The sequence below is a fragment of the Mesorhizobium neociceri genome (genome assembly GCF_013520985.1).
GTDB lineage: Bacteria > Pseudomonadota > Alphaproteobacteria > Rhizobiales > Rhizobiaceae > Mesorhizobium > Mesorhizobium neociceri.
Map to the genome: position 1 here is coordinate 23,508 of NZ_JACDTY010000008.1, position 17,257 is coordinate 40,764.

The following is a 17,257-nucleotide window of genomic DNA, read 5'->3' on the forward strand; positions in this document are numbered from 1 at the left end:
GCAGTCACGACCGGGTGCGAGTGCGTTGCGTTGAGTTTGACAACGTCCAGATATTTTGAACTGCCTGGCGCGCTGGCGGCCGGTTGCGAACGCATGGTCCATCCCGCCATCGTCGGCCGGGATGGCCGCCTGCGCCAGCGCCGGTTCATCGGCACCATGCTTGCCGCTCCGTTCTTTGCCGCGGGCGCTGCCGTGACGCTGGTCACCTCTGGCATGGGCGCCGCCGTCACCGTCGCAACCATTTTCGCTGCCTTCGGTCTTTGCTGGTTCGCCGCCTTGCTGGTGGCCGCGTCGGGCAAGATGGCGCTAGCCGCTCAGGTCGCGCTTGTCGCCGGCGGTCTTGCCCTTGCCGGGGCCATCGCGGCCGCGGGCGGCCTGGCATCGCCGGTTGCACTGCTGGCCCTGGCGCTGCCATTCGAAGCTTGGTGGATCGGTGGTTCAAAGCGCGCGGCACTTTGGGGCGGCATTTCCGCCCTTGCCGCAGTGTTGCTGCAGCCTTTTGTCGGCTCTGTCGTGCCGCTCGGCGCGGTGCAAGTCGCGGCGTGGCACTGGCTGCTGCCGCTGGCCTGGGGGCTGACGCTGGTTCCCCGGCTTGCCGCCCTTGGCGATGCCGCAAGCGCGCAGCCTGCGCTGCTTCCAAGCGACCGCCTCGAAGACGTGATCGACGCCGTTGTCCTGCATGTCGCCAGGCATGGCGAGGTCCTGGATGCATCGGCCAAGGCGCGCACCATCTTGAAGCTGCCGCCGGAACTGCTTTTCGGCGCCGGGCTGTTTGACCGCATCCATCTGTCCGACCGCGTTGCTTATCTGAGCGCGCTTGCCGACCTGCGCGATGGCGCCCTGGCGCGTCGGCTCGATCTTCGGGTACGGCTGCCGCAGGACGGCAATGCTCCGATGGCCGACAATTTCCGGCCATTCCAGCTCGAACTGGTTCGGGCCGAAGACCAGCAGGAGACCTTCACCCTGCTGCTGCGCGAGAACGACGAAACCGCTGAACTGCGCGACGAGCTTGCCGCCGCCAATGAGGCGGCAGCGTCGGCCGAGGTGGCGAAGGGCCGCTTCCTGGCGGTCGTCAGCCACGAGCTTCGCACGCCGCTCAACGCCATCATCGGTTTTTCCGACATGCTGCTGCATGAGATGTTCGGCGGTTTCAAGGACCCGCGCCAGAAGGAATATGTCGGCCTGGTCAGGGATTCGGGCCAGCATCTGCTTGCCGTCGTCACTTCGATCCTGGACGTATCGAGGATCGAGGCCGGCGCCTATGCGACCGAGCCCGAACCGTTCCGCTTCATCGAAGCGGTCGAGATGTGCCAGTCGATGATGCAGCTGCAGGCCAATGCCAAGAACATCGGCCTCCAGGCGCAGATTGCGCCCGACGCCGGCGAGATCAATGCCGACCGTCGCGCCGTGCAGCAGATCCTGATCAACCTCGTCTCCAACGCGATCAAGTTCACTCCGGATGGCGGCGATGTCGTCGTCGGCGCCAAGCGGATCGGTTCGCGGCTGCATTTCTGGGTCAGGGACACCGGCATCGGTATCGCCGAAGAGGATTTCGCCAATCTCGGCAAGCCGTTCATGCAGATCCAGAACGACTATACCCGCCGCTTCGAGGGCACCGGGCTCGGCCTGTCGCTGGTCAAGGGCCTGGTGGCGCTGCACGAGGGCACGATGTCGATCGAGAGCATGCTGGGTGAGGGAACTACGGTCACGATCAGCCTGCCAGTGAACGGGCCGAAGAAGCGCGCGACCGACAGGAACGGCGTGCTGCCGATGCCCGCGACCAGGACGAAGGGCGACGCGAAAGGGGACAGGAATGGCTCGCTCCGCAAAACAGCCTAAGGCGGTCAAGCGCCGCAGCAGCGCTTTCGAGGCCGGCGCGATTGCGCTCGGCGGCGCGATCTCGCGCAATCCGGTCCTGGTCGGCGGCTCGACAGCCTTTCTGGTGACGCTGTTCTACGTTTCCGCCAACGCGCTGTGGTACCAGCCGTTTCCGCATGCCGGCGCCTTCTTCGCCACCCGCAGCATCGAGGGTTTTCCGCACCCCGGCGCGGACGAGCCCGAAACCACCATCAACATCCTGCGGCCTGGCCCGGCGCCGGCCAAGAGCGACCCGACGGTCGAGCAGGTGCAAGGCATCCTGAAAGACCTCGATTTCTACACAGGCACCGTCGACGGTATTTCCGGGCCGAATACCTACAAGGCCATCCAAGCCTATCAGCAGAAGGTCGGCCTGCCTGCATCCGGTGAGATCGACGCCGTCCTGCTCGACCAGCTCGGCGCCAAGCAGACGACAGCAGGCATCCCGCATCCGGCGCCACGGCCCGTGGATATGACCGCTGCTCCCGCTGCCGCGCCCGCGGCTGTACCCGCGCCAATTCCGGTCTCCGCGCCGGCGTCCGCCCAGGCGCCCGATCCCCGCATTGTCAAGATTCAGGCCGGGCTGAAGGCATTCGGCAATGACGACATGCAGCTCGACGGCGTCGTCGGCGCCCGCACCAAGGCCGCGATCAAGGAATTCCAGTCACTGTTCGGCCTGCCGCAGACCGGCGAGCCCGACGAGGTCGTCTACGTCAAGATGCGCGAGATCGGGCTGACAAACTGAGCAGCCGAGACGACTGCTCGCTGACGACTGAAAATCCGGCTAAGACGCTGCGCATGTCATCCGGAACTCTCCCATGCGCGTAACCACCGATCTTTGGGTGTCGGCCCTGCTGCGCCGTGTGTTCGGCGCCGGCGGCTTCGCGGCTGTCGCCAAGCGTGGCGCGACCGAGGCCGGCGCTGTCTTCGTACTGTCGCGCGGCAGGCTGGGCGAGGTCTCCCTGTTCGGGCCGGCGCCGCAGACAAGCTACGATTCGGCCAAACCGGACGACCGGTTTTTCACGTTGCTCGGCGCCGGCGATGATGCCGCGGTGCTCGATGCCAGGCTGGAGCGGGAGAAAAAATTCGATCCCGACATCTGGGTGGTCGAGATCGAGGCCGGCTCGGTTCCCGTCGAAGAGCTTCTCTCCGTCAAGACGCCTTGAGGCTGGCCTTGTCGCCGTCCGGCGCCTGGTCGGCATTTGCGGCGACATGGGCGTTGCCGCCCACCGCTCGCGACACTGTTTCGGCCCTCCAGCCGAGGAGCTTTTCGAGGGCCGCCTCGTGGTGCAGCAGCCGGTAGCGGTCAAGGAAGATGCGGATCGCCTGCGGGTGCGGAAACTCGCGGGGGTAGACCGCGACCGTGATCAGGAATGCCCGGTCTTCGCTGAGGTCGAGCGCCCGCAAGGCGGCGAGCAACGAGACGTAGCTCGAATGCTCGGTCAGCGCGCGCGCCGTCGAAAAGTCGATGTCGAGCGCGTCGGCGAGCGCTGTCTGGAAGAAGGCGGCATTGCCGATCAGCGCCGTCTCGCGCAGCTTGCTGTAGGTTGCTGAGCCGACGAACGGATTGACCGATGTCGCCTCGCTCTCGGCGAGCATCATCGAGCGCAGGCGGCGCCGGGCATTTTCGGAAGCGCTGCCGGGCAGGTTGGGTGGGCTGGGAGCGGCGGCAGCGGGTTCGGCACTGTCGCCCGCCACGTCGGCGATCGGCTCGGGCTGCCGCACCCGCACCAATGTCGGTTTCTCCAGCGCCTTGATCAGCTGCGCGATGGTCGGGTTCAAATCCCTCCGGCGAGCGATGGCGCGTGCGTGCGGCAGGCCATGGCGGCCGATCAGCGCGATCAGGTCGATATCGCTCAGCGCCCGCGAACGGACCAGCAAGGGCGCGCAGACATCGACCGGCTCCTCGCAAAGCCGCCGCACCAGGGCGGCCGGCGCATATTCGCATTCGGAGAGGGCGGCAGCGACGTAGCGGCGCGATTCGACCGACACGCTGTCGAACAGAGGCAGCGTCAGATCCTCGAGCTGGGCGATCTCGCGGCGCGACGGGCGAGTCAGCGAGCAGAACGCCGACACCGCGGCGCGAAACAGCCTTTCGGCTTTTCCCGACTCCGTCCGTATAGCGATTTGCCTGAAATCCGAAGCTGACACGGAAGATACGCCCGATACTCGACACGACCCGGACCATGCTCAACCGCAACTGTGTCGGTTTCGCGTGAGGCCCGGAACAAACATCAAATTAGCGGCGATCCGTTAGCGCTCCGTTAACCCTCTGCCGGCCTTAATCACATTTGGAGGCGTTGCGTTGTGCTCCGGGGCAACCGAGAGGAATACGCGAACCATGGGCATGGTACTGTCTTTTGTGCCGCGACGGGCACCAGTCAATCGAGTAGTTCAGAACACCGGCACGCCGGCGGCGGTGATCATTTTCCCCGGCGTCCGCTATGAGCATCCGCCAGTGGCGGGCGGAGCGCGGCCAGCCGGTTCGGACAAGCCAGACACACCAAGGACGCCTGTTCCGCATCACTGAACGGCCTTATCGGGCTGGAGATCAGTAGTCCTGCAGTTCACAGGAGCTCTGGTCCAGAAACTGTTCGACTGTCGGCTTCCAGCTGTCGTCGGGCACGAAGGCGCGGATGACGAAGATGCCTTCTTCGATCGGCGCTTCGACGAATATAGCCCCTTGCAAATCTTCCGGAAGTTCCCGGCGCACGTCGATCATCTGTGCCGGCGTCAGCACAACGGTGTCGAGCTTGTTGCCGGTCGCGGTGTGGTCGTTGAAGGAATAGAAATTGTGGCCGTTGCGGTCATAGACCGAGACCGACCAGAATGGCACGCTGCCCGGCGCCTTGATGCGCACCATGCCTTCGGCAAGGTCAAAGCGGCAGGCGGCGGCGTAAAACAGCGGATCGACCGACTTCACCACCGGCGCGCCGCCGGCTTCGGCGTCGAGCCTGGTCATCTTGTAGAGGTCGGACGCCATGGCCAGCCGCGACCAGGCATCGCGCTCGGTAAACTCCGGCACCAGCAAAAGCACCACGATGTGGACGATGCCGGCGCCGAGCAGGCCGAGCAGGATGGCGTGCAGCAGCCTACGCATTGCAGCCAGCCTTGACGATGCGGGGCAGCGTCACATCGGAAAGACCGGTGCTTGAGGCGATCGGCGTGTCGTAGAAGGTGAGCACGAAATACATCCGGCCAAAGCCTTCTGTCAGAAGCCAGTTGCCGGGTGCCGGGCGGTTGCCGACGGCAATGATCACCGAATTGTCGGGCTGGCGCAGCACTTGGTAGGATTGCAGCGCCGCCAGCCGAGGCTTGCCAGTGTCGACCACGCCGAGCGATTGATCCGCGGCATAGAGCGTCCAGAACCGGGCGGTGGGGAAACTGCCTTCGATCTTGTAGTCGCATTGCCGCTGAAGCTCATCGCCGGCCGCGTCGCGTTCGGCGATGAAGGACAAGCCTTCGGCCTTGCCCAGCGCCAGCACTCCCTCGCGCGCCACGCGCGCCTTCGAATAGGGGTCGGCATCTTGCGTGCCGATCTCGGGGAAGGCGGTCCATTGGCCGATGCTGATCGCGCCGACGCCGCTCTGCGCCTGCAGCGCATACCAGACGCTGCCGCCGCCGCCGCCAATGGCAATGGCAAGCGAAAGCAGCGTGAAAAAAGCGGTCTTGAGCATGAAGAACCGGGACGAGAGAAGGACTGTTGATCGGGGATATCGCGGGCGAGGGGTTTGTGGCAAGCGATTGGAGGCAAGGGGTAGACGGGTAGGGCTCTTCCTTCTCCCCCTGTGGGAGAAGGTGGCCTCGCGAAGCGAGGTCGGATGAGGGGTGCTCCAGCTTGGCGGCGACGGCACTCCGTCACTCACCCCTCAACCGTCTCGGCGCTGCGCGCCGATCCACCTTCTCCCACAAGGGGAGAAGGAAAAACTGCGATGGTCAGAGCGCCGACAAAGTCTCCGGCGCCGATGGTGCACTGAGCACGGGCGCGGCCTGGAACACCTTGGTCATCTCGCGCAGCGTCTGCGTCGTGCGGCTGGACAGCACCGGCGGCCGCTCGGCGGCGGCGTCGGCGGCCGCCTGATCGGCGTTTTTCTTCTCCGCTTCCCCGGCCTTGGCGGCGATCTCTTCGTCGACGAAGGGTTTGTCGAGGCCGGGGATCGGCTTCAGGTCGATGTTCTGGTGCGCGTAGACCATCAGCCGCTGCCACACCATCGCCGGCAGCGTGCCGCCAGTCATGTTGCGGGTCGGAGTGAAGTCGTCATTGCCGAGCCACACGGCGGCCGTGTAGTTGCCGGTGAAGCCGACGAACCAGGCGTCGCGATAGGATTGCGTCGTTCCGGTCTTGCCCGCAACGACGATGTTGGGCAGTTGCGCGCGCCGCGCCGTGCCGATCGCCGGCACCGCCGCCAGCATGGTGTTCATGTATATCAACGCCTGTTCCGACAAAACCCGATGCGGCGCAGGCGCATCCTTGGCGAAGTCGTAGACGACATCGCCGGTGCGGGTGACGAGCTGGGTGATGCCATGCCTGGAGCCGACGAAGCCGTTTTGGGCGAACACGCTGTAGCCCGTCGCCTGGTCCATGACCGTCATGCCCGATGTGCCGAGCACCATGGTCTTGTGCGATTCCAGCGGCGATTCCACGCCGAATGATTCCGCCATCGCCTTGATCGGGCCGATGCCGAGATAGTCCTTGGCCAGCCGCACGGGCACGGTGTTGATCGACTTGGCGATCGCCGTGATCAGCGTCACATTGCCGGCCGAGCCGCCATTGTAGTTGTGCGGCGACCAGCCGCCCCAGCTGATCGGCCCGCCTGAGACGACGGAGTCCGGCGTGAAGCCGTGTTCCATGGCAGTGGCGTAGACGTAAGGTTTGAATGACGAACCGGTCTGGCGCAGCGCCTTGGTGGCGCGGTTGAACTGGCTGGCGCCATAGTCGCGGCCGCCGACGATGGCGCGCACCGCGCCATTGGTCTCGATCACCACGACGGCGCCCTCGGTGACGTTGTATTCCTTGCCGAACTGGCGGAGATGGAATTCGACGGATTCCTCCGCCGCCTTCTGGATGTTGGCGTCGAAAGTGGTGTGGGCGACCAGCGAGTGCTGGCCGGGCTTGGCGATCTTCTTGACCTCGTCGAAGGCCCAGTCGAGGAAATAATCCGGACTCTTCTGCTCGCCGCGGTCGACGATCTCGGCCGGATGCAGCCTTGCCTGCAGCACCTGGCCTTCGGTCATGAAACCGGAATCGACGAGGTTCGACAGCACCACATTGGCGCGCGCACGGGCAGCCGGCAGGTTGATGTGCGGGGCGTATTTGGTCGGCGCCTTGAACAGGCCGGCCAGCATCGCCGCCTCGGCAAGGTTCAGGTCCTTGACGCTCTTGCCGAAATAGAAATCCGCCGCCGCCTCGATGCCGAAGGTGCCGCCGCCCATATAGGCGCGGTCGAGATAAAGCTGCAGGATCTCCTTCTTCGACAGATTGGCCTCCAGCCACAGCGACAGGAAGGCTTCCTTGATCTTGCGCTGCAAGGTCCGCTCATTCGACAGGAACAGGTTCTTGGCCAGCTGCTGGGTGATGCTGGAGCCGCCCTGGACGACGGAATTGGCCCTCACATTCTCGAAGATGGCGCGCGACAGGCCGAGCACGTCGATGCCGTAATGTTCGAAGAAACGCCGGTCCTCGGTCGCCAGCACCGCCTTGATGACATGGTCCGGCATCTCGTCGACCGGCACGGAATCGCGCTGGATGATGCCGCGCTGGCCGATCTCGTTGCCATAGCGGTCGAGGAAGGTGACGGCGAAATCGCCCTGGCTGCGCCAGTCACCGGTGGTGATCTGGAAGGCCGGCATGGCCAGCGCCAGAAGCACGACGAAGCCGCCGGCGCCCATGGTGAAACCTTCGCTCAGCACCTCGATAATGCCGCGCCGCCAGCCGGTTACGCGGAAGCGCCGCGAAAAAATGGTTGCCGATTCCCAGAATTGGCCGGCCTTGAAGCCGATCTCGTAGAGCGAGGAATCGATCCAGGCATCCACCGCCAGCAGTGCCGCGGCGATCGGACCTCTTCTTCTTGGACGTCGTTCTAAAGGACTAGCCATTCCCGAAACTCACCCCACCCGGGACCTGAGAACCGCAAGCAGGCAATTTCAGGGCGGGCATACCCGGCAAAGACTATTCATCCATTTCAGCCCGGCTCACAAGGGCAGCCGGGCCACACCGCACGGATTGTTGAGCATGGGCATGCTGGCCGTATCAGCGTGCGGCGATGAAGTGCATGAAATGCGCCACATCGGCTTCGCTCGGCTCATGGCCGGTGAAGGCGCGCAGATAGGCGGCGAGATGGCTGACCCGCGCTTCGACCGGCTCCTTGAGGTCGAGCACGTAATAGCCGATCTGCATGTAATAGAGCACGCGTGCCCGGATGAAGGCGTCTTCCTCGGGATAGCCGTGCCGGCGATACATCTCGCGGATGGCGCCGAGACGGTCGTTGTCGGCCTGGTCGATGGCGGCGCGAACATCGTCGGAACGGCGCGCCCATTCGCGGACGGCAAAATCGAGCCGCGGATCGAACAGGCGCTCGTCGGCCCAGCACTCGAAGACGTTCAAAACGGCCTTGATGATGGTTTCGGCGGGCCGCTTCGCGCGCTCGACGATCGCCTTGGTGTTGGTGTCATGCCAATGGGCGAGCAACTGGTCGAGCAGGTCCTGGCGGCTCTGGAAATACCAGTAGAAGCTAGAGCGGGAGACGCCGAGCTTCTGGCCGAGCGTCAGCACCCGCACGCTCTCTATGCCGTCCGAGACCAGGGTCTGCAGCGCCAGATCGATCCAGTCCTGGCGCGTCACCTTGATGTTGCCGGGTGCCGGCTCGGCCTGCGGAGCAATCATGATCATGAACCCACAAGTGCCATGGCTCGGAATTCTGCGCAAGCTCTGGACATAAGTGTCTAGACACATGTGTCCAGTATGTGTATCGTTGAGCATCCAACGAGAGGGAGAGGCTCGTGAAGTCGCATTATCGGGCGGTCGTCATTGGAGGAGGCGTGGTCGGCGCCTCGGTGCTTTACCATCTGGCGCGCTTCGGCTGGAGCGAGGTGGCGCTGATCGAGCGCGCCGAGCTGACCGCCGGGTCGACCTGGCATGCCGCCGCCGGCTTCCATGCGCTGAACGCCGATCCCAATGTCGCAGCACTGCAGGACTATACGATCAAGCTCTATCGCGAGATCGAGGCCGAGTCCGGCCAGAATGCCGGCCTGCATATGACCGGCGGCGTCAACATGGCGAGCGACCCGCAGCGCTGGGAGTGGCTGAAATCGGCCTGGGCAGTGTTCCAGTCGGTCGGCATCGAGACCGCGCGGCTGGTGACGCCTGAGGAGATCAAGGCAATCTGCCCGATTGTCGACGTCAACGGCGTGCTGGGCGGCCTCTATGATTCCAACGAAGGTCACCTCGACCCCTACGGCACGACGCATGCCTATGCGGGTGCTGCAAAAAAACGCGGCGCCGATGTCATCCTGCGCAACCGGGTGCTCGATCTGAAGGCGCGCCCCGATGGCGGCTGGGACGTGCTGACCGAACAGGGCACGATCGTTGCCGAGCATGTCGTCAATGCCGGCGGCCTGTGGGCAAAGCAGGTCGGCCGCATGGCCGGCGTCGAGCTGCCGGTGACGCCGATGGAGCACCATTACTTCGTCACCGAAGACATTCAGGAGGTGGCCGCGCTCGACGAGGAGCTCGGCCTCGCCGTCGACCTCGACGGCTTTTCCTATCTCCGCCAGGAGCGCAAAGGCATCCTGCTCGGCGTCTATGAGCAGAACCCGAAGCACTGGAATATGGACGGTGCGCCCTGGGACTACGGCATCGAGCTGATCCCGGAAGACATCGGCCGCATCAGCCCCGAACTGACGAAGGCCTATGAGCGCTTCCCGTGCCTGGCCACGGCCGGCATCCGCAAATGGGTCAACGGCGCCTTCACCTTCACGCCCGACGGCAACCCGCTCGTCGGCCCGGTTCGCGGCCTGAAGAATTACTGGGTTGCCTGCGGTGTGATGGCCGGCTTCAGCCAGGGCGGCGGCGTCGGCAAATCGCTGGCCGAATGGATGATCCATGGCGAACCGCAAGCCGACATATTCGGCATGGACATCGCCCGCTACGGCGCCTTCGCCGCCAACCGCGAATATCTGAAGCAGACGACGCGCCAGTTTTATGCCCGCCGCTTCGTCATGACTTTCCCCAATGAACGCCTGCCGGCCGGCCGGCCGCTGAAACGCTCCGGCGCCTATGACGGCATGACGGCGGCGGGATGCGAATGGACGTCCTCATGGGGGCTGGAAATCCCAGCCTATTTCGCACCGATCGGCTTTCGCGAGGAGACGACGCTGAAGCGTTCCAATGCTTTCGACATTGTCGGCGACGAGGCGTTGCAGGTGCGCCGCGCCGCCGGTCTGGTCGATACCTCGGCCTTCTCGCGCTATGCCGTATCAGGCCCGGGTGCCGAGGCCTGGCTCGACCGGCTGCTGGCGTCGAAGTTGCCGAAGCCGGGGCAGGCGAGGCTGGCGCCGATGCTTGGGCCGGACGGCCGGCTCAAGGGCGATCTCACCGTGCTCAACTGGGGCAACGACGAATACTGGCTCATGGGCTCCTACTATCTCCGAGAATTCCACATGCGCTGGTTCGAGGCGTATGCGGCGCAAGGCGTCTCAGTCACCGACATCTCCGACACCGTCAGCGGCTTCCTCGTCACCGGGCCGAACGCGCGGGACATCATGGCGCGGACCACACATCAGGATGTCTCGGCAAGCGCCTTGCCCTTCATGGCTTGCGGCCGGTTCGACATCGGCATGGCGGGCGCCCGCGTGGCGCGGCTGTCGATTGCCGGTGAACTCGGTTTCGAGATCAATTGCCCGGCTGTCATGCACGCCGCCTTGCGCGAAACCCTGCTTGCTGCTGGTGCGGATCTCGGCCTTGCCGAGGTCGGCTATTATGCGCTCAACGCACTGCGGCTGGAAAAGAGTTTTGGCATCTGGTCGCGCGAATTCACGCAAGCCTACACGCCGGCGCAGACCGGCCTCGACCGTTTCATCGCCTTCTCCAAGGGCGATTTCATCGGCCGTGACGCCGCTCTCAGGCAGCGTGAAGCAGGCTCCTTGCAACGGCTCGTGACTTTGGAGATCGATGCGCTCGATGCCGACGCCAGCGGCTTCGAGCCGGTCTGGCACAAGGGCCGGCGCGTCGGCTTTGTCACCTCCGGCGGCTATGGCTACACGATTGGCAAAAGCGTCGCGCTGGCGTTGCTTAACGACGATTTCGCCGGGGAGGGAACCGAACTTTCGGTGCACATTGTCGGTGTTGAACGCCCGGCGCGCGTTATCCCGGCCTCGCCCTACGACCCCGAGGGCAAGGCGATGCGGCAATGAGGAGAAACTGCCATGATTGATGACGCCGCACGAGACAACAGGCGCGAGCGCAGGCGTGGCCGCACCGGCGAGGCCGGCAGCGAGTCGAGCCGCCATCCCAACTACCGGTCGCTGAAGAACCCATTCCTGCCGCAGCCGGTGTTTTCGGATGACCAGGTCGCCGCCATCCACGACACGGCGTTGCGCGTGCTGGAAGAGCTCGGCATCAAGGTGTTGCTGCCCGAAGCGCGCGCCATCTTCGCCCGCTCCGGCGCGCTGGTCGATGAAGACAGCCAGATGGTGCGCATCGGCCGCGACATCGTCACGGCAGCACTCGCCTCGGCGCCAAAATCCATCCGGGCGCAGGCCGGCGACCGCAGCCGCGACCTCACGCTCGAACTCGGCTCGATGACGTTCCTGGCCGGCGCCGGCGCACCCAACGTGACAGATCTCGAACGTGGTCGGCGGCCAGGCACGCTTGCTGCCTTTGAGGAACTGACCAAGCTTATTCAGCATTTCGACGTGCTGCATATGTTGTGCCCCTGTATCGAACCGCAGGACGTCGACAACCGTTTGCGCCACTATGCCGCCAATCGGGCCCAGCTGACGCTGTCGGACAAGTTCCCTTTCATCTTTGCCCGCGGCACGCCGCAGGTCGAGGATGGGTTCGAGATGGTCCGGCTGGCGCGTGGTCTCTCGCAGGACGAGTTCCTTGCCGGCGTCCATTGCTACACCGTCATCAACACCAATTCGCCGCGCCAGCTCGACATTCCGATGGCGCAAGGCATCATCGACTTTGCCAGGGCCGGCCAGGTGTCTGTCATCACGCCCTTCTGCCTGGCCGGCGCCATGGCTCCGATCACGGTGGCCGGCGCATTAACGCTGCAGCATGCCGAGGCGCTGGCCGGGCTGACGCTGGCGCAGATGGTGCGGCCGGGCGCGCCCGTGGTCTACGGCTCGTTCTCCTCCAATGTCGACATGAAGTCGGGCGCGCCGGCCTTCGGCACGCCCGAGCACGTCAAGGCGACGCTTGGGGCCGGCCAGCTTGCGCGCTTCACCGGCCTGCCCTGGCGGTCCGGCGGTGGCAGCGCCGCCAACATCTCCGACGTCCAGGCAGCGCATGAGACGCAGTTCGCGCTGTGGGGCTCGGTGCTTGCCGGCGCCACCGTCTGCATCCATGCGGCGGGCTGGCTGGAGGGCGGCCTCAGCGTTTCCTATGAGAAGCTGATCACCGATATCGAGGCGTTGCAGACGGTTGCCGAACTCTGTGCGGCGACCCCCGGCGACGAGGATGCGATCGGCTTCGAGGCCATCGCCGAAGTCCAGCCGGGCGGGCATTTCTTCTCCGCCGGCCACACCATGGCGCGCTACCGCACCGCTTTCTACGAGCCGCTGGTTGCCGACTGGTCGAATTTCGGCAACTGGACGCAATCAGGTTCGAAGTCAGCCACCGAACGCGCCACCGGCATCTGGAAGCGGGCGCTGGCCGACTTCCAGCCGCCGGCGTCAGCCGTCGCCACATCCGATGTGCTTGACGAGTTCATCGCCCGGCGCACCGAAGAAGGCGGAGCGTTGCCGGTTTCCTGAAGTCAGACCGGCTTGCGCCCGACGACGAAGGCGACGGGCGCCCCGGCCGGACCGGGCAGCATTCGTGTCTCGACATAGCCACACTGCTCGACGCAGTCGCGGGCGGCGTCCTTTTCAAACACCGTGCCACCGAATATGCCGGTGCGGAAATAGGCGAGCGCCTCTCCGAGCGCGTCCGGGCCGGGCTTGACCATCGCCAGCAGCAGCCAGCCGCCGGGACGCAGCGCGGCGCGGCCGCGCGCAACGATCGCCCTGACCTGCGGCTCGGGGATGAAGGCGCTCGGCACGAAGACAAGGTCGAACGCGTTCTCCTCAGTGATGTCCTGGCCGAGCCCGGTCCGCAGTTCGATGCGATCGTCGAGACCTGCCGCCATGACATTGGATCGCGCCTGCGCAATCGCCTCGGGCATTGGATCGACACCGACCACTTTGAGGCCGGGCCACTGCCTGAGCATTGCGATCGACAGCGCGCCGACGCCGACGCCGATGTCCAGGAAGGTCGCTCCGGGCGACTCAAGCCGCTCCGGCAGATCGGCAAGCAGCGGCGCGATCAACCGCTTCAGCAGCAACGGGAAGCCGGCCGAAACATCGCCGAAGGCCTGACGCATGCCGTCCTCCAGATGCCGGCTGCTTTCAGAAGGCTCCGACAGAAGCTTGCCGCCCGACAGCAGGTCGGCCTTGATGCCGGCAAGCACCGGTGCCAGTTCGCGAGCGCTGGTGTTTGCCACCACGTCGGATATGCCGAGTTCGCCGAGCACCGCCTCGGTGCGCCGGGCGGTATCGCCGTCGAGCGTCGTGCCGCGCACGCGTGCGTCGATCGCCAGACCGAGTGCCACCAGCGCGTTGGTCGATGTCGCGTGCTTGGCGACCATTATTCTGAGATCTTGAATGTCCATATCTCTCTCCTCGACTTGGACCACACCCGATCCTCGCGCGAACGCGACGCTGCCGCGATTTGCAATTTGTGCGCATGTCTGTGCAAAATTGCACAGGCACCGACGGAGAAAGGCGCGTGGCAAAATCCGGCGAACCCGATTGGAACGATTTGCGCTATTTCCTCGCCACGGCACGCACGGGAACACTCTCGGGCGCGGCGCGTGCGCTTGGCGTGCGCCACACGACCATCAGCCGCCGCCTGACCGCTCTCGAAGCAGCGCTCGGGGTCTCGCTCGTGGTGCGACGACCGCACGGCATCGAGATCACACCGCTTGGCCGCAGGCTGCTGCCGCTCGGAGACGACGCCGAACGCGCCATGCAGGCGCTGCTGGCATTGGCGCGCTCGGGCAGGAACCGTGTTCGCCTCGCGCTTCCGTCCGGCCTCAGCCCGTTCTTCGCCGAGCGCATGGTCGCCTTCAACAAGGCCAACCCGGCCATCAATCTCGAATTGACCAGCGGCAGCCGGGCGGTCGACCTGCAGCGGGGCGAGGCCGATCTAGCGATCAGGATGGGCGTCGTCGCCGACGATACGCTGATCGCGCGCAAACTCTGTATCGCCGGCTGGTCGATCTATGCCTCGCAGCGTTATCTCGACCGTCACCCGCAGCCTATCGACCCGCGTTATCTCGCCGGTCACGAAATCATCGGATTCGATGCCAGGCTCGCCAGCGTTCCTGGCGCAAGATGGATAGAGGCGCATGGCGCCGGTGCGACAACGGTCTTTCGCGTTGCCGAAATGACGGAAATGCTGGCGGCGGCGCTGAGCGGCGCTGGGCTGGCCGTGATGCCTTGCATGCTGGCGGAATCCGAGCCCCGCATGGTGCGGCTTGCGCCCGACATTCTCGGCAGTCACCCGGTTTTTCTCGCCTATCGTCGCGAAATCGGAGCGGAAGCGCCGGTGCGCGCGGTCATCCGTTTCGCGGTCTCCGTCATCAAGGACCATGCCGCATTGATCAGCGGCGAGACGCGCTGAGCCCTTTGGTGCCGGCTTGAGGAGATACGACGGGGTCGGCAGCCGTTACATCGGCCGCTTGTCGCCGGTCTTCGGGAGATCGCGGCGGATTGTACCGGCGTCGGTCAGCCTGTGCTTGTCGGCGGCAATCCGGCGGATGCGATCGAAGCGGCTTTCCTCTGCCGGCTTTGCCGGCACACCATTTGGCTTCGGGGCGAATGTGATCATCTGTCGATCTCCCTGTCGTTGCTGACTGCTGACTGACGGAAATCCTCAGGCTGCCGGGAAAATCTCCCCGGCGGCCGTTGTTCTGCCTTGGCCCGACCGGCTTTCCGGGCGGGCATTTCAGGCGGTGGTCAGTAGCCGCCCATGCCGCCGCCGGCGCCCGCGGGCGCTGCATCCTTGGCCGGGATGTCGGTGATCATCGCTTCGGCGGTGATCAGAAGCGCTGCGATCGAGCCGGCATCCTGCAGTGCGGTGCGCACCACCTTCGCCGGGTCGACGATGCCCGCCTTGATCATGTCGACATAGACCTCGTTCTGGGCGTCAAACCCCTGATTGTGGTCCTTGCTGTCGGAAAGCTTGCCGACAACGATCGAGCCTTCGACACCGGAATTCTCGGCGATCTGGCGGATCGGCGCTTCGAGCGCGCGAAGCACGATCGAAATACCTGCCGTCACATCGTCATTGGCGCCGGTCAGCCCATTAAGCGCCGACCTGGCGCGGAGAAGCGCGACGCCGCCACCGGGGACGATGCCTTCTTCGACCGCCGCGCGCGTTGCGTTCAGCGCGTCGTCGATGCGGTCCTTCTTTTCCTTCACTTCCGACTCAGTAGCGCCGCCGACGCGGATGACGGCAACGCCGCCGGCAAGCTTGGCCAGCCGCTCCTGCAGCTTCTCCTTGTCGTAGTCCGAGGTGGTCTCCTCGATCTGCCCCTTGATCTGGGCGATGCGCGCCTGGATGGTGGCCTTGGTGCCGGCGCCGTCGATGATCGTGGTGGTGTCCTTCTCGATCAGCACCCGCTTGGCGCGGCCGAGCATCTCGATGGTGACGTTTTCGAGCTTGATGCCGAGATCCTCGGAAATCATCTGGCCAGCGGTGAGCACCGCGATGTCTTCCAGCATCGCCTTGCGGCGGTCGCCGAAGCCCGGCGCCTTGACGGCCGCGACCTTGAGGCCGCCGCGCAGCTTGTTGACGACCAACGTCGCCAGCGCTTCGCCTTCGACGTCTTCCGAGATGATCAGCAGCGGCCGGCCGCTCTGCACCACCGCCTCGAGGATCGGCAGCATCGCCTGCAGATTGCCGAGCTTCTTCTCGTGGATGAGGACGTAAGGCTCCTCCAGCTCGACGCGCATCTTGTCGGCATTGGTGACGAAATAGGGGCTGAGATAGCCGCGATCGAACTGCATGCCTTCGACGACGTCGAGTTCGGTGTCGGCGGTCTTGGCTTCCTCGACGGTGATGACGCCGTCATTGCCGACCTTGTCCATCGCCTTGGCGATCATGGCGCCGACGCTGGCATCGCCATTGGCGGCGATGGTGCCGACCTGCGCGATCTCGGCCGACGACTTGACTTTCTTGGCCTTCGCCTTGATGTCCTTGACCACGGCTGTGACAGCCTGGTCGATACCGCGCTTGAGGTCCATCGGGTTCATGCCGGCGGCAACCAGCTTGGCGCCTTCGCGCAGGATCGAGGCGGCCAGCACCGTTGCGGTGGTGGTGCCGTCACCGGCGAGGTCGTTGGTCTTGGAAGCCACTTCGCGCACCATCTGCGCGCCCATGTTCTCGAACTTGTCGGCAAGCTCGATTTCCTTGGCCACCGTTACACCGTCCTTGGTGATGCGCGGCGCGCCATAGGCCTTGTCGATGATGACGTTGCGGCCCTTGGGGCCGAGCGTGACCTTCACCGCATTGTTGAGGATCTCGACGCCGCGCAACATACGGTCGCGCGCGTCGGTGGAGAATTTGATTTCCTTGGCAGACATTTTTTCATCCAGTTCGTATTTGGAGTGGAGCTTCGCCGCGCGGACCGCGCAGCGCGCCAATCAGGCAGCCTTCTTGGCTTCGACGCTCTTCTCGATCACGCCCATAATGTCGGCTTCCTTCATGATCAGAAGGTCCTCGCCGTCGATCTTGACTTCGGTGCCCGACCATTTGCCGAACAGGATGAAGTCGCCAGCCTTGACGTCGAGTGGAACAAGCACGCCGTTCTCGTCGCGAGCGCCGGGGCCGACGGCGATGACTTCGCCTTCCTGCGGCTTTTCCTTGGCATTGTCAGGAATGATGATGCCGCCCTTGGATTTGGTATCGCCTTCGGCGCGCCGGATGACGACGCGGTCGTGGAGTGGCCGAAACTTCATGAGAACTTCTTTCTGGGGCCGGCACAGGCGGCCACGCCGCTCTTATAGGCGTGTTGGCACTCGATAGATAGGAGTGCCAAAAATTATTCGCGGACAATCCAAAATATTTAAAAGTATTATGTGGCTTGCGGATTCCCAGATATCGCGCACCGTCTAAATAATTCAAAAAATTGAA

At 64.6% G+C, this 17,257-nt stretch carries 15 protein-coding genes; 6 read left to right on the forward strand and 9 right to left on the reverse strand.

Features of this window, described 5'->3' with window-relative positions; genetic code table 11:
- The first annotated feature begins 93 nt into the window (after positions 1–93).
- From H0241_RS17335 to H0241_RS17345, 3 genes are all read left to right on the forward strand, one after another.
- Positions 94–1,839 carry a sensor histidine kinase gene (locus tag H0241_RS17335; RefSeq protein ID WP_181058880.1) on the forward strand — a complete coding sequence of 582 codons (1,746 nt, stop codon included), beginning with the start codon at positions 94–96 and terminating at the stop codon, positions 1,837–1,839.
- Positions 1,814–2,602, forward strand: a complete 789-nt coding sequence (locus H0241_RS17340; RefSeq protein WP_181058881.1) for a peptidoglycan-binding domain-containing protein — start codon at positions 1,814–1,816, stop codon at positions 2,600–2,602. Before H0241_RS17335 ends, H0241_RS17340 begins: the two co-directional genes overlap by 26 nt.
- Before the next feature lie 73 nt (positions 2,603–2,675).
- Entirely contained in the window at positions 2,676–3,023 is a 348-nt protein-coding gene (locus H0241_RS17345) for a DUF1491 family protein (RefSeq protein WP_181058882.1), read from the forward strand.
- Here H0241_RS17345 and H0241_RS17350 read toward each other — a convergent pair.
- The 5 genes from H0241_RS17350 to H0241_RS17370 all read right to left on the reverse strand — a co-directional run bounded on the left by H0241_RS17350 (position 3,010) and on the right by H0241_RS17370 (position 8,746).
- On the reverse strand, positions 3,010–4,008 hold the full coding sequence (locus H0241_RS17350; protein WP_181058883.1) for a hypothetical protein: 999 nt from the start codon (positions 4,006–4,008) through the stop codon (positions 3,010–3,012). The two genes, H0241_RS17345 and H0241_RS17350, sit on opposite strands and share 14 nt — an antisense overlap.
- 400 nt (positions 4,009–4,408) lie before the next feature.
- Positions 4,409–4,957 (reverse strand): DUF1254 domain-containing protein, encoded by a 549-nt coding sequence (locus H0241_RS17355; RefSeq protein WP_181058884.1) that lies wholly within the window; start codon positions 4,955–4,957, stop codon positions 4,409–4,411.
- Positions 4,950–5,534, reverse strand: a complete 585-nt coding sequence (locus tag H0241_RS17360; RefSeq protein WP_181058885.1) for a DUF1214 domain-containing protein — start codon at positions 5,532–5,534, stop codon at positions 4,950–4,952. The genes H0241_RS17355 and H0241_RS17360 overlap by 8 nt, the downstream gene beginning before the upstream one ends.
- Positions 5,535–5,793: 259 nt before the next feature.
- On the reverse strand, positions 5,794–7,953 hold the full coding sequence (locus H0241_RS17365; RefSeq protein ID WP_181058886.1) for a transglycosylase domain-containing protein: 2,160 nt from the start codon (positions 7,951–7,953) through the stop codon (positions 5,794–5,796).
- Between the two features lie 154 nt (positions 7,954–8,107).
- Complete coding sequence (locus H0241_RS17370) at positions 8,108–8,746, reverse strand: TetR/AcrR family transcriptional regulator (RefSeq protein ID WP_181058887.1); 639 nt, start codon at positions 8,744–8,746, stop codon at positions 8,108–8,110.
- Positions 8,747–8,856: 110 nt separating this feature from the next.
- Here H0241_RS17370 and H0241_RS17375 point away from each other — a divergent pair, with 110 nt between their 5' ends.
- Together H0241_RS17375 and H0241_RS17380 are read left to right on the forward strand one after the other, a co-directional pair.
- Positions 8,857–11,268, forward strand: coding sequence for a GcvT family protein (locus tag H0241_RS17375; RefSeq protein ID WP_181058888.1), 2,412 nt, complete (start codon positions 8,857–8,859; stop codon positions 11,266–11,268).
- 12 nt (positions 11,269–11,280) lie between these two features.
- Positions 11,281–12,834: a trimethylamine methyltransferase family protein gene (locus H0241_RS17380; protein ID WP_181058889.1), complete on the forward strand. Its 1,554-nt coding sequence runs from the start codon at positions 11,281–11,283 to the stop codon at positions 12,832–12,834.
- A 2-nt stretch (positions 12,835–12,836) separates the two neighbouring features.
- On the opposite strand, the gene H0241_RS17385 is transcribed toward H0241_RS17380, so the two are convergent.
- Complete coding sequence (locus H0241_RS17385) at positions 12,837–13,730, reverse strand: SAM-dependent methyltransferase (protein ID WP_181058890.1); 894 nt, start codon at positions 13,728–13,730, stop codon at positions 12,837–12,839.
- Positions 13,731–13,846: 116 nt separating this feature from the next.
- On the opposite strand from H0241_RS17385, the gene H0241_RS17390 reads away from it, so the two are divergent.
- Positions 13,847–14,743 (forward strand): LysR family transcriptional regulator, encoded by an 897-nt coding sequence (locus H0241_RS17390; RefSeq protein WP_181058891.1) that lies wholly within the window; start codon positions 13,847–13,849, stop codon positions 14,741–14,743.
- 45 nt (positions 14,744–14,788) lie between these two features.
- On the opposite strand, the gene H0241_RS17395 is transcribed toward H0241_RS17390, so the two are convergent.
- The 3 genes from H0241_RS17395 to H0241_RS17405 form a co-directional block, all read right to left on the reverse strand.
- Positions 14,789–14,950, reverse strand: a complete 162-nt coding sequence (locus H0241_RS17395; protein ID WP_181058892.1) for a hypothetical protein — start codon at positions 14,948–14,950, stop codon at positions 14,789–14,791.
- A gap of 128 nt (positions 14,951–15,078) precedes the next feature.
- Entirely contained in the window at positions 15,079–16,707 is a 1,629-nt protein-coding gene (gene groL, locus H0241_RS17400; RefSeq protein WP_181058893.1) for a chaperonin GroEL, read from the reverse strand.
- 60 nt (positions 16,708–16,767) lie between these two features.
- Positions 16,768–17,082, reverse strand: a complete 315-nt coding sequence (locus H0241_RS17405; protein ID WP_181058894.1) for a co-chaperone GroES — start codon at positions 17,080–17,082, stop codon at positions 16,768–16,770.
- Positions 17,083–17,257 lie beyond the last annotated feature (175 nt).